The sequence below is a fragment of the Vibrio sp. SCSIO 43009 genome (assembly GCF_023716525.1).
GTDB lineage: Bacteria > Pseudomonadota > Gammaproteobacteria > Enterobacterales > Vibrionaceae > Vibrio > Vibrio alginolyticus.
Window position 1 is genome coordinate 1,222,094 of the sequence record NZ_CP071842.1, and the last position, 13,482, is coordinate 1,235,575.

Annotated in this window: 11 protein-coding genes; 2 read left to right on the forward strand and 9 right to left on the reverse strand. The window is 43.3% G+C overall.

Features of this window, described 5'->3' with window-relative positions; genetic code table 11:
* Positions 1 to 20: 20 nt before the first annotated feature.
* On the reverse strand, positions 21 to 932 hold the full coding sequence (gene metR, locus J4N43_RS05735) for an HTH-type transcriptional regulator MetR (protein WP_005386724.1): 912 nt from the start codon (positions 930 to 932) through the stop codon (positions 21 to 23).
* A gap of 278 nt (positions 933 to 1,210) precedes the next feature.
* Between metR and metE the strand changes: the two genes are divergently transcribed.
* The gene (gene metE, locus J4N43_RS05740) at positions 1,211 to 3,493 is read left to right on the forward strand and encodes a 5-methyltetrahydropteroyltriglutamate--homocysteine S-methyltransferase (RefSeq protein ID WP_025767259.1); all 2,283 of its coding nucleotides are present in this window, start codon (positions 1,211 to 1,213) and stop codon (positions 3,491 to 3,493) included.
* Between the two features lie 133 nt (positions 3,494 to 3,626).
* Here metE and J4N43_RS05745 read toward each other — a convergent pair whose 3' ends face one another.
* From J4N43_RS05745 to J4N43_RS05780, 8 genes are all read right to left on the reverse strand, one after another.
* Positions 3,627 to 4,019 (reverse strand): GspS/AspS pilotin family protein, encoded by a 393-nt coding sequence (locus J4N43_RS05745; protein WP_005376765.1) that lies wholly within the window; start codon positions 4,017 to 4,019, stop codon positions 3,627 to 3,629.
* A 3-nt stretch (positions 4,020 to 4,022) separates the two neighbouring features.
* Complete coding sequence (locus J4N43_RS05750; RefSeq protein WP_005376766.1) at positions 4,023 to 4,319, reverse strand: YciI family protein; 297 nt, start codon at positions 4,317 to 4,319, stop codon at positions 4,023 to 4,025.
* A 115-nt stretch (positions 4,320 to 4,434) separates the two neighbouring features.
* On the reverse strand, positions 4,435 to 4,830 hold the full coding sequence (yciA, locus tag J4N43_RS05755; RefSeq protein WP_005376768.1) for an acyl-CoA thioester hydrolase YciA: 396 nt from the start codon (positions 4,828 to 4,830) through the stop codon (positions 4,435 to 4,437).
* 225 nt (positions 4,831 to 5,055) lie between these two features.
* Positions 5,056 to 5,619 carry a septation protein A gene (locus tag J4N43_RS05760; protein WP_005376769.1) on the reverse strand — a complete coding sequence of 188 codons (564 nt, stop codon included), beginning with the start codon at positions 5,617 to 5,619 and terminating at the stop codon, positions 5,056 to 5,058.
* A 199-nt stretch (positions 5,620 to 5,818) separates the two neighbouring features.
* Complete coding sequence (locus tag J4N43_RS05765) at positions 5,819 to 6,061, reverse strand: hypothetical protein (RefSeq protein ID WP_005376770.1); 243 nt, start codon at positions 6,059 to 6,061, stop codon at positions 5,819 to 5,821.
* A gap of 111 nt (positions 6,062 to 6,172) precedes the next feature.
* The gene (luxN, locus tag J4N43_RS05770) at positions 6,173 to 8,713 is read right to left on the reverse strand and encodes a quorum-sensing autoinducer 1 sensor kinase/phosphatase LuxN (RefSeq protein WP_158159706.1); all 2,541 of its coding nucleotides are present in this window, start codon (positions 8,711 to 8,713) and stop codon (positions 6,173 to 6,175) included.
* On the reverse strand, positions 8,706 to 9,890 hold the full coding sequence (locus tag J4N43_RS05775; protein WP_005386744.1) for an acyl-homoserine-lactone synthase: 1,185 nt from the start codon (positions 9,888 to 9,890) through the stop codon (positions 8,706 to 8,708). The genes luxN and J4N43_RS05775 overlap by 8 nt, the downstream gene beginning before the upstream one ends.
* A 156-nt stretch (positions 9,891 to 10,046) precedes the next feature.
* Positions 10,047 to 11,306, reverse strand: a complete 1,260-nt coding sequence (locus tag J4N43_RS05780; protein WP_053349662.1) for a dicarboxylate/amino acid:cation symporter — start codon at positions 11,304 to 11,306, stop codon at positions 10,047 to 10,049.
* Between the two features lie 543 nt (positions 11,307 to 11,849).
* Between J4N43_RS05780 and J4N43_RS05785 the strand changes: the two genes are divergently transcribed.
* A complete protein-coding gene (locus J4N43_RS05785; RefSeq protein WP_053349663.1) occupies positions 11,850 to 13,391 on the forward strand; it encodes a long-chain-fatty-acid--CoA ligase in 1,542 nt (513 codons plus the stop codon).
* Positions 13,392 to 13,482 lie beyond the last annotated feature (91 nt).

Consider the following 13,482-nt stretch of genomic DNA (forward strand, 5'->3'; position numbering starts at 1 on the left):
CCTTTCATAATCCAAATCTTTTAAGCCACCTTGATTCCGTCAAGGTGGCTTTTACATTGTAGCCTCGCGGTTGCGAAAAAAGCTTGTAAGTAACGCTTTTCTTTCTCTGAGTGACGCGTTGCAGCAAACAAGCGACGCCATAAGCCTTGGCCGAAAGGTTTACTGGTAATAAGACCTTGGCGAGAAAATTCAGAAATCGCCCAATTGGGTAGTGCCGCCACCCCTAATCCAGCAGAGACCATCTGAACTAACATGAGAGTGTTGTCGGCTTGCTTCCATTTCGCAGGTTCTATTCCTGCTGGCTGAAGAAAGTGTTTTACGACGTCTAGCCTTTGTTTTTGAACCGGATAAGAGAGCATGGTTTGATCTGCGAGATCTTGCGGCTCAATAATTTCTTTTTCCGCCAATGGGTGGTTGGTTGCGGTAATTAAACGCATTTCAAAGTCGAATAGAGGCTCGTAGTGGACTTCGGATCGAGGTTGGATATCGGAAGTAATAACGAGATCGAGTTCGCCTGCCAATAGAGCTGGGAGTGGTTCAAAGCCAAAACCAGAGGAAAAGTCCAATGTTACGCTAGGCCAAGCAAGTTGGTACTCCCTAAGTGCAGGCATTAGCCATTGGAAGCAAGAGTGACATTCAATGGCCATATGTAATCGGCCATTGACGTCTTCTTTCAAGCTCGCTAAATCATTTTCTGCTCTTGCGAGTTTCGGAAGGATATCTTCTGCAAGACGCAATAGGATTTCTCCCTCTGAAGTGAACTTCACCGGACGAGTCTTTCTCAGGAACAGTTGCCCTCCAATTCGCGCCTCCAAATCTTTGATCTGATGAGACAGTGCCGACTGAGTGAGATGTAAAGCGGTCGCTGTTGCCGTTAGAGAGCCAGTGTCTCGAAGCGAAGTGAGTGTCCGCAAATGTTTTAGCTCTATCATGAATTCCTTTCATCCTTTGTTGCTCGCTATGAACAGAATAGCAATCGTGTAAATAACTTAACGACAAAAAATGGATATGTAAACGTCTAGACGTCTATTTGTTGTGTTTATTTGCGAATCATGTCGCCTCATGATGAATTTTTTTAATAAACAAGTTGAATAAATGGACGTTGTTCAAACCGCAGATGAGAGCGATAGTTTAGCCATCCAGACATCTTTCATGACGAAAGATACTCTGACCCAAACAAATTAAACAAGATTGAAAAAGGAATAGGGACATGGCTACAACAACGCACGTACTAGGTTATCCACGCATCGGTGAAAAACGAGAATTAAAATTCGTTCAGGAAAAATACTGGCGCGGAGAAATTGATCAAGCAGAGCTTAAAAAGGTTGGAGCAGATCTGCGCGCTAAAAACTGGCAAACGCAAACAGATGCTGGCTTGAGTTTTACCACCGCTGGCGATTTTGCTTGGTACGATCATGTACTGACGACCACGTTGTTACTGGGTCACGTGCCAAAACGTCACGCAGACGGTTTCCCTGATTTGGATACGCTATTCAAAGTGGGTCGCGGTCAATCTCAAGCGGGTTGCGGCTGTGCGGGCGCTGCAGCATCGGATATGACTAAATGGTTCAACACAAACTACCACTACATCGTACCTGAATTTAGCAAGGACGATACATTTGAAGTGAGTTGGCCTCAACTGTTTGAAGAAGTCAACGAAGCAACCCAAGCTGGGCATAAAGTGAAGCCAGTTTTGCTTGGTCCAGTCAGTTATCTTTACTTAGGTAAAGAGGTAGAAGAAGGGTTCGATCGCCTGACGCTACTGCCACGATTGCTTACGGCTTACCAAGCTATTTTGGCAAAGCTCGCAAGTCAAGGTGTTGAGTGGGTTCAGATTGATGAGCCAATTTTGTCACTGGAGCTAGAAAGCAAATGGGCTGATGCGTTCAAGCTAGCGTACCAAGTGATTCGAAGCGATGTAAAAGTGCTGCTAACGACGTACTTTGACTCTATAAGCGATACGCTAGACAAAATTGTAAAGCTACCAGTGGATGGTTTACATATCGATTTATCTGCCGCGCCTCAGCAGCTTGACGACGTGGTTGCCAAACTACCGGAGGGGTGGGTGCTGTCTGCTGGCGTGGTCAACGGTCGTAACGTGTGGCGCTCGGATTTGAGTGCGCAACTTGAACGTCTACAGCCAGTAAAAGAAAAACTGGGCGACAACCTTTGGGTTGCGAGCTCATGCTCTTTGCTACATAGCCCGGTTGATCTGGAACAGGAAACAGAACTCAGTGAGGAAGTGAAAAGCTGGTTTGCGTTCGCAAAACAAAAAGTAACAGAAGTCGCCTTGCTTGGCCGCGCACTCGATGGTGATCAAGATGCGATTCTCGCTTGTGATACCTACAGCCAGCCAATCAAAGCACGTAAAACGGCAACGCATGTGAATAAGCCACAAGTTCAAGCACGTTTAAACAGTATTACTGCGTCACTTGCCGAGCGCAGCGCACCTTACGCGGAGCGTGCTGCGCATCAAGCTGAAGTATTGGGCTTGCCTCTGTTGCCAACCACGACAATCGGTTCTTTCCCTCAAACGGGTGAAATTCGTGTTCAGCGCAGTGCTTATCGTACAGGTCAATTATCTGAGTCTGAATATATCCAAGCACTTAAAGGACATATTGCTGACGCAGTAAAACGTCAAGAGGCGCTCGACCTAGATGTGCTTGTTCATGGTGAAGCAGAGCGTAACGACATGGTGGAATACTTCGCTGAGAACTTGGCGGGTTTTCAAACGACCAAATTTGGTTGGGTACAGAGTTATGGCTCTCGCTGTGTGAAACCTGCCATTGTAGTTGCTGACATTGAACGTGAAAAACCGATCACGGTTGAATGGTCGACGTACGCCCAGTCGCTAACCAGCAAACAGATGAAAGGCATGTTGACTGGACCAGTTACGATTTTGTGTTGGACGTTCCCACGTGAAGACATCACACGTCAAGAAATTGCGCAGCAACTTGCTTTGGCACTGCGTGATGAGGTGTCTGACCTGCAAGATGCAGGCATCAATATCATTCAAATTGATGAGCCAGCCATTCGAGAAGGTTTACCACTCAAAAAACGCGATCAAAAAGCGTACTTAGAATGGGCCGTAAATGCGTTTAAGGTCTCTGCGGCAAGTGCAAAACCAGAAACTCAGATTCACACTCATATGTGTTACAGCGAGTTCAATGAAATCATTGATTCGGTTGCGGCACTCGATGCGGACGTCATTACCATTGAAACATCTCGCTCGAATATGGAGTTGCTGAAAGCATTTGAAGAGTTCAATTACCCGAACGAAATTGGCCCTGGTGTTTATGACATTCACTCACCAAACATTCCTACGGAAGAATGGATTGAAGGTTTAATCAAGAAAGCGGCAGAAAAAATTCCGGCTCAACGTTTGTGGGTAAACCCAGATTGTGGTCTGAAAACACGAAACTGGAAGGAGACAGAAGCCGCATTGGCAAATCTGGTTTCAGCGGCGAAGAAGCTCCGTGCTGAGCTGGCGTAACACGTCGTTACAGCAAATAAAAACGGAGACTGTGGTCTCCGTTTTTCTATTCTTAATTGTTAACTTTCGTTTTCAGATTATCCAATAATAGCGAATCATCGTCTCATGCCGAAAGCAACAAAAATTACTGTAGCTACTTCACCTGAGTACAAGTCTGTGCTGAAACCAACTCATCTGCCATCAACTGACCGCGAGAATTACGTACCTTAATACGATACATCAAGCCCATATCAATTTGCTTGCGAACTTCTGGGTTGCTGCAGTAGGTATAGATACTGGTATTCAGTACTTGATTTAACGGCTTTGCACCGAGGGCGCCATCGTTATAAATCATCATCATTTCTACAACATTTTTGTTGGATGAGACACGCATTATTTGCAGTGGACCGTACTCTAAAGGGAGACCAGCTGACAAGACTCCTGCTCGGTTTGATGCCATAAGCTCAAGTTGGCGCTGCTTATCATCGGTTGATGAGCAGCCAGCCAGAGCACCAAATACCAAGAAAAGACACAGTAATTTTTTCATAAATTAAAACACTTTTTTGAACGGTTTCACGATTACATTATCGTAAACACCAGCCGCTACGTAAGGATCGGCTTCTGCCCACGCTTTAGCATCCTCTAGCGAGGCGAATTCAGCGATGACAGTTGAGCCCGTAAATCCAGCTTCACCAGGATTGTCAGAATCTATCGCAGGCATCGGACCAGCTGTAAGAAGGCGACCTTCGTCTTGTAGCTTTTGTAAGCGATCCAAGTGTTGTGGGCGAACGCTCATGCGTTTTTCCAACGAGTTCTCAACGTCCTGTGAAAAGATGACATACCACATAGCATAGTTCCTTAATTGGTAGGGTAAAGTGTTAATTTAACGCCTTTTTTGTGTCTCTCACAAGTGAACAACAGAAAATGTGAGATCCTTTCTAACTGTTAGCGTTGTAGGTTGACTAATTCTGAACCGGACGTGGTTTACCTTCACTGTCAATGGCTACGTAGTTGAAGGTCGCATCACAAACCATGAAGCGTTCGCCAACACCGTGAGCTTTGACGGGTTTGACCCATACTTCCAAATCGACACTCATGGATGTGCGGCCGATCTTAGTGCATTCGCCGTAGCAGCATACGACATCGCCCACACCAACAGGTTTTTTGAACGTAATGCTTGATACCGAAACGGTGACAACGCGACCACAAGAGATCTCTTTTGCCAGAATCGCGCCCGCTAAGTCGAGCTGAGACATTATCCAACCGCCAAAAATATCGCCATTGGCGTTTGTATCTGCAGGCATTGCAAGGGTACGAAGCAGCATTTGACCTTTCGGAGAGCTAATTTCTTGACTCATTGTGACATCCTAAATCTTAAAGGCGCTCAAACTAAGCGCCAACATAGTAAATACCTAGAACCAAAGGTCCTTAAAAAACCGCAGATACCGGACCAGAGAAAGTTGGTTTACAGCAGCAAGAATGGTCTGAAAACGGTACGTTGTTTGAGCGGTTTACTGATACATGGAGCAAAACAGCGACCCTAAGGTCGCTGTGAAGTCGCGGATTATAGCAAAACTGAGTTTTTAATCATCAGTGGACACATCGGATGAGTTATTTTTTTGTTCTTTTGGCATGTGTTTATAAATGTAAAAGCCAGTAGCAATCATGTAGGCAAATGTCGCGATCAACATTCCAAATACTTTGAAGTTAACCCAAACATCCAACGGCAATTCGTAAGCAATATAAATGTTTAGGCCAGCGAAGAATGAGAAGAAGCCAACCCAAGCCCAGTTAATCTTTGCCCAAACAGCGTCAGGTAACGTAATTTCCTTGCCTAGCATACCTTTGATGGCTGATTTTCCCAATGCGTGGCTCACTGCTAAGCCAATCGCCAGAATCGCGTAAATGATGGTGACTTTCCACTTTATAAAATTGTCGTCGTGGAAGAAAAGGGTCATGCCGCCGAAGATAGTGACGATAACAAATGTTATTAGCTGCATCTTTTCGACTTTCTTATACAGCGCATAGGTGACGACAAGCTGAATGGCTGTTGCTACGATCAGTGCACCTGTCGCCACGTAGATGTCGTACAGCTTGTATAAAGCGAAGAAAACGATGAGTGGTATAAAGTCTAGGATCTGCTTCATGATGGCAAAATCTACCTAATTGTTGAATTGAAGACAGTCTAACGGAATCTGACAAGATGTGAATACTGAGGAAGTTAAGGTAAGAATAGTAACGCTTAGTATATCGTACAGCCCGCAAGCTTCTTCCATGTCGAAACAGCATATGGAAGGAATAAAAATTGCCGCGATGAGGCGGCAATAAAGTTGAGAGTTTTAAACCTTAAGCCACACGTTGATATTGGGAAATAAGCGTTTTTACATCTTCTAAATAGCCTTCCCGTAGTAAGTTATCGACCGTTGCTTCTAGCTCTTCGAGAGACATCGTGAAGCAAGTGGATTTACCAGTCATCAGGCTCAGATATTGATGATACTCTTCTTCTGTATAGTGGCCTAAGCGATCAAGTAACAGTGTTTTGATTCCATGATGAATCAGGCCGTAGTATGTATGTCGATGAAGTAACATGGCGATCTCCTTATCAAGCTCATACGCTACTCTTTTGTAGCCTGCTTGACCTTCTGGATAATTCGATTTACTCCAATAATGCACATCTAGTGCCAATTCTATATTTGCAGATTAAAAAGTGTTGGAAGGTGCAAAATTCTCGTTCTGTAGCCATCTTTGGATGACGACTTGAAGTGCATTTAACGTGGTGGGCTTTTCGAGTCTGTCATCCATGAGTTTCGAAATTAGCTCCAACTCTCTAGCTCCAGACTCACCAGATAAGGCAATGATTGGAACGGAGGATGTGATTTGCTTAATCCGTTGGCTTGCGTCAAATCCATTCATTACCGGCATTTGGACATCCATAAGAACGAGATCAATCTTGTGAGAGTGGAATAGTTCTACCGCAGAGGCTCCATTATTTGCTTGTAAGCTGTTGACTCCCAATCTTTTTAAATACATCTGTACCAAGGTGCGTTGCACCTCTTTGTCATCAACAATGAGCACTGTTGGTGCATCTTTACATACTTGTACGTGTTGAGCTGAATGATTTTCAGAATGTGATGGAGTTGCTTTCCAGCTATCAAAGTCCGGTGCTCTTAATGTCTCTGGTTTTGGTGCGTTTGGTACGACTGGGAAATACAAGTAGAATTCTGTGAACTCGTTCAATTCAGACTGGCACTCTATTCGTCCTCCGAAGGAGCGCATAACACGTTGGCAATAGCCCAAACCTAAGCCACTGCCTCCGCTTTTTTGATACGAGAAAAAGTCATCAAATATCTTGTGTAAGATACTGCTATCTATACCTGGCCCACTATCTCGGAAGATCAGAATGTTTTCGTAAGCCCCCGTCTGGGTACGAATCTCAATTTGACTGTCGGGATAAGAATCAAAATAGTAGATAGCGTTACGAATCAAATTGAAAATGACAAAGTTAAACAGGGTCTCATTTAACTTCGCGACAAAATCGTGTGCCTGTGGCAGGTTAATTCTCTCTATTATTTGATCGTTTTCAAAACCATAACGGCTTACTGCTTGGTCGATGGCTTTATGTATGGAAGTGAGAGCTAAAGGCTCATGCTCTGGTGAACTGTCGCTAACTTCTCGTAAAATAATATCGATAAGTTGTCGACCGCGTTGTATAGCGGCTTCACCTTTATCAATTTCTCTTTTTAGCATATCCAGTGAGGCGTTTGACTCTATATGCTGTTTTAAAGCTTCAAATTGTAATTGTACTTGAGCGAGAGGGTTACGCATTTCATGTGCAATGGAGTTAGCCAGCGCACGGCTTTGGCGTACCTTTCTATCGGCTTCAATGGTGCTCTGGATGCGAACTAATAACGTTTGCAGAGCTGAGATTTCTTCATTAGAAAACAGCTTATTATCTATTTTATGTGAAGAAATCAGCAAGTGAGTAACAGATTTTCCACGACCGAAGAGAGGCATAACGAGCGCAGTATTGCTTGAGCGCATACGCTCGTAGAGCTTTCTCATCGACCCTTTAGAAGAGGAGGCATAATCAATTTCTTCAGACAACTCATCAAGCACGAGAACTGACTTGCTTGACGGCAGGTACTCTTCGTAAAACGTTTCTGTGTAATTGCTAGTGACTAGCTGTAGCTTGTTGTTTGGTATGTTAAGTAACGATGCCAACTGACGCATAGCATCATCTATTGAGCGTTTAAACTCTTCCTCTAACCCAAGGATTTGCTGAACGGGAGTGTGTCGTTTCCCATAAATAAAATATGAAGCGAAACGACTGACTCGCTTAAAAAGCAAGTGCCAACTGATACCGATAAGCGCGCATAAAGGTACCGCAACAAGCCATTGGTTATCTTCAGAGATAGGAATAAATATCGCCCCTAGCGGCAGAACAAAAATGGCGCAGACTAAGAGCGCGCTTACCGTTAAGTACGTGAGATATTTAGCGCTGTAGAAGCGAGAGGTAAGTAGGGCATAGCCCACAAACAACATTTCGCTGATTGAAAGTGCTGGTGGTAACCAAGTTAGGGAGAAGTCGCCAAGGAAATACGTCATTCCAAGGTGTATCACTGCCGTAGATAACATGAATACCAAAATGCCAGCGATCATATAGTTGCTTTTTGCTAACGTGAGCTTGCTGCTGTTAGCGCGCATGGCAATCAAGTTAAGCAGCGTTAGTACCACGAAAGCTAGCAAACTAATGAAAAAATATGAGGTATGTGGGCCAAATTTAATGACGAACTGGCTTGGACCACTAATGGTGACATTTTCGACAGTAAGATTCGGTACTAAGTTGATGTACAGTGAATACGTTGCTAGTGCGACAAAGACGACTTTTTGCCAGGCTTTGACCGCTGTTTTTTTAACATCTGCGGTTAACTGGCAAGAAAAATAGAATGCAAACGCAAAGGCGAAAAAAGACGCTAAGTTCGCTAACTTAGCCATAAAAATGCCACCAACAGAGCCTAATTCTGGCAATAAATCGGTATGGAAATAGGCGTTGCTGCTTATCCAAACAATGACACAGCTGGAATAAGCGATGTAAGGCGCGTGATGCGAGCCTAAGATTGATTCACTCTTCTGTTTTAGGCGATAGCAGTAATACAGTAGCCAAGCGAATACTATTAGTACAGTCGCGTACAATGCCATTGCTTTTGGGTAAAAGAGACCATGCAAATGAACATCAAGCATGCTCATTCACCTTTTTATCCATTCTTTTTGTTCGTACGCAATGTTTGTAGTCGCGAAATTGTATGTCTTGAAATGCTTCAACCATCATACCTAAATTCCAGAAACCGCGGTATGTCTTGGTACCGTCACCGTTAATGTCGCGGTATCCTGAGTGAAAGTAGGCACTTAAATCAATAGATTGATAGAAATTTAACATAAATACTTGCTCAATAATGGTAAAGCCGAGCTTATAGCCTGTTTTATAAAGCTCACTCATCATTGTTTTTTGCGCCAGATACAAAAAATACAGCTTTTGTTGGATGTTGCCTCCCACCGTAAGGCGCAGCACTTCGCAAACCGCTTCAGTGTTCTTTACACGAGATTGAAACTGAGCATCAAACTCAATAAGAGTGTGCTCATGAGTTAGAGCACGACACTCCAAAATACCCAGTTGATTGAGAACACTGTACCCATGATTAGGAAAGCAAAACTGCCATTGTTCGTTACTAAACTGTGGTGAGTAACTGAGCCAGTTATTTCGTTGATGCCAGCTTTGCACTAAAGCGGAGGAGACCATGATTGGTGAAGATGACGATTTGAGCAAGAGCGCAAAGTGCTGCCCTTTTTGCGAGAGTGATAAAAGAGGCAAGATTTCAAACCATTGTTCAGTTTGGACGAAAAGCTCAAGATTACTCAGTGTGATCGCTTCGGAAATCGGCATTAACGCTGCATGATTTGGCAGCATTACCTCAAGATCGCAATCTGCGATATCTTCAATTAACACGCTAGTATAGCTGTGGTCGTCAAACGGAAGCGGAGTAGGAATCGCAGCTTCGTTTGAAGGATATTTTTGCTTGATTGCTTCGATCTCGCATTGACACCAGAAAACCATCCAATGCGGGTAACAATCTGCGGCAAGTTGTTCAAGTAAACGAATCTCTTTGGAGAAACCTGTCGGATACTGTTGCACTAAATCTCGATAATCCATTAACTCAAATAGTGCAGAAAGACTTTTTGATGCGTGTTTAGGAAAGAGAGATTTAAGCAGTTTTATTCGATACAGAGCAACCTGTTGAAAAAGAGCATCTCGTTTTTGTTTCGTTAGGGTAAGAATAACTGAGTCAACCAGGGCCTGCTGCTTTGATTCGATCGGCAAATTTATTTTGGTGAGATATTCCAAAGATTGCTCAAGACTCATGATATAACCTAGCTCTAACGTTTTGTTATATTTTGTAATGGTTTATATCATTTTGAAAAATTTATGCCATCGGTTTCTATTTGTATAGTTACGTAATGCAAGAAAAGACAAAAAAACCGCTCATTATGAGCGGTTTTTGGTCTATTCAAGAGAGGGTTAGGCTTCTTGCTTTTTTAGCTCAGCTTCTGCCGTTTCTTCTTCAATTAGCGCATCAACGATAACTGCACATGCAGCATCACCTGTGATGTTCAGTGCTGTACGAATCATATCGAAAATACGGTCAAGAGCGAATAGCAGCGGTAGACCTTCAATTGGAATGCCAGCGGCAAGAAGCACGGCAACCACTAGGAAAGAAGGGCCAGGAACACCCGCTTGACCAACCGCACCCAATGTAGACGTTACGATAATTGCAATGTAAGCGCCCATGCCTAGATCGATATTGAACAGTTGAGCAAAGAAGATAGCAACCAAGCCATAGTAAATCGCATTACCTGACATGTTGATCGTTGCGCCTAGAGGCAGAACAAATGATGCAGTTGAATTTTTTACGCCCAGCTCTTTTTCACAGGTGTCCATTGTAACAGGCAGTGTTGCCATAGAAGACGCTGTTGAAAGCGCAACTGCTTGCGGTTTCTTCATTGAAGACAGGAATTTCTTCGCAGATGTCTTCGTGAAAACATGCACCATTGCTGGGTAAACAACGAAACCGAAGATTAGGATGGCGGCAACGTAAACAACGAACAGTTTAAACACCACCATTAGCGCACCAAAACCGAACGTACCGACGGCTTCTGCCATCAGACCAAATACACCGATAGGTGCAATGATCATTACTTTGTTGATCATCCAAACCATTGCGTCAACGATGCAGTTAACACCATTGATGATTGGTTCACGACGTTCTTTTGCTTGCTTAGAAATCGCAATACCAAAGAACATACAGAAAACGAGGATCTGTAGGATGTTTGCTTCATTTAGTGATTGGAAAACGTTGGTTGGGATCATACCAGTGATGGTTGCCCAGAAAGTAGGTAGTTCACCTTTTGAAGCGTATTCTGCTGAGAACATGCCTTCAACGCCAGAGACGTCGATACCCATGCCTGGTTGGAATACTTCACCCATAAATAGTGCAAGCGCAACGGCTAGGGCGGATGTTAAACCAAAATAACCTAGAGTGACGACACCAACTTTACCTGCTGACTGGCTGTTCCCAAGACCAGCGGCGCCAGAAATCAAGGCTACAGCGACCAAAGGAATAACCAACATTTTGATTAAGTTGATAAAGATAGCACCTAAAGGAGCGAACACTGTCGCATCATGACCCATCATGGCACCAACGGCTGTGCCCACGATCATGGCGATTACGACTTGTACGCCAATGTTGTTTAGTAAACCCTTTTCTTTTAACACTTCCATAACCTCTGTGCTAATAAAATGTAAAATCCTAAAATTACCCACTAACCATAAATGGATTTACGGATAATTATCTCGCCTTGCTTTTTACACTTATCGTTTACAATTGGCAATATGCAGCAAGGTATTATTGATGGATTAATCGATATTTTATTGACGAACGATAAAGTTTTGTTCAATGGCAAACGTTTGCTATTGATTTTTCTTATAAGGGTCGCGCTTAGGATTGTTCAAGTTTATTTTTCTTTATTTGTTTTCTTTTTGTTAATTTTAACCGCTTTTGTATTTGCTATTGCAGTCAGAGTTTTTAGTGACTTGGGTTGATATTTATAACAATTCATCTCTTTCAAGCTCACACTTTTATTAATTTGCCTTCTGAAATGTTAATTGCTTTACATTCTTAGTCCTGATTGCGTTGTAAACATAATGTTAAATGACAATGACTGGTGAGACTCAAATGCTGACGATCCAGTGTTAAGGATAACTTGCTTAGTTAATGCTCCTGAGCTGATTAGACGAGAAAGACAAGTAAGAGGTAAAGATACTATGATGAATCTTGCTGCTGCGTTACAAAGAAATGCTGCGAGTAAACCAGATAAAACGGCGTTGATATGTGGCGCTGAAAAGATAAATTATGAGCAGTTTGATGCGGTCGCCGGCAAGATCGCAGCGTCTTTAATCAATAAAGGCGTAAAGCCAGGTGACCGCGTTGCGATTTCATGCCCAAACAATCCTTTTTTCGCGTTTGTTTATTATGCAATACAAAAAGCCGGCGCGGTTGCAGTCCCATTAAATGTGCTTTTGAAAGCGCGAGAAATTAAGTATCACTTAGAAGATTCAAAAGCGAAGTTTTATTTCTGCTTTGAAGGGACGAAAGAACTGCCAATGGCAAAAGAGGGCGTCAAAGCCTTTGAACAAGTCGATACATGCGAAGGCATAGTCGTACTGACTCAATCTCAAGATGAAAGCTATTGGAATGGTGTAATAACTCTCAATGCGTTTATAGCCGATGTCCAACCGTTGCCGGATTATATACCGCGTAATGCGGATGATACTTGTGTGATTTTGTATACATCAGGGACGACAGGCTTACCAAAAGGCGCTGAGCTGACTCAGCAGAACATCATAATGAACGCTCTGGTGGCACAAAACATTATGGGCAGCCAGGCCGATGATATTCACTTAGTAACTTTGCCTTTATTTCATACATTTGGTCAAACCGTCCACTTAAATGCTAGTGTTTTGGGCGGGGCAACATTGGTGTTAGTGCCTAGGTTTGAGCCTAAACATGTTCTTGAGCTGGTGGAAAAACGTAGGGTGACGATATTTGCTGGTGTACCAACGATGTACATCGGTCTGCTTCATGTGCAGCATCAATTTGATACCTCGTCATTGCGTGTTGCAGTAAGCGGTGGTGCGCCATTACCAACCGAAATCTTTCGAACCTTTGAAGAAACATTTAATGTGCCGATCTTAGAAGGGTACGGCTTGTCGGAGACAAGTCCTATTGCATGTTTTAATCATTTGGATCAGGAGCGTATACCAGGCTCGGTAGGTCAACCGGTTCAAGGCGTCGAAGTAAGAGTTATCGACATTGAAGGCAATGCACTACCGATAGGCGAAGAAGGTGAGATTGTTGTGCGTGGTCATAATGTTATGAAGGGATATCTTGATCGCCCAGAAGTTACTGAATCTGCGCTACAAAATGGTTGGTTCCATACTAGTGATGTGGGCCGCTTTGACAGTTCAGGTAATTTATTTATTGTCGATAGAATGAAAGATCTGATCATTCGAGGTGGATTTAATGTTTATCCCAGAGAAATTGAAGAAGTTTTCATGACTCACCCTGCAGTTTCAATGGTCGCGGTGATAGGGATTCCAAATGAAGAGTATGGCGAAGAGATAAAAGCCTACGTTGTACTTAAACCAAAAGAATACATTGACGCCGATTCATTACAAAAGTGGGGTAAAGAGCAATTAGCCTCGTTTAAATATCCTCGTTATGTCGAAATTCGTGAACACCTCCCGATGAGTGCGACAGGAAAGATTTTGAAACGTGAGTTGAAATCTGAATTGAATATAGCTTAGTCAATTCAATGGTTTTTGTGTCACAGCGCCACTTGCCTAAGTGCAAATGGTGTTGTGCTCTTGACCAATTAGATGCATAAGTTTTTTAGAT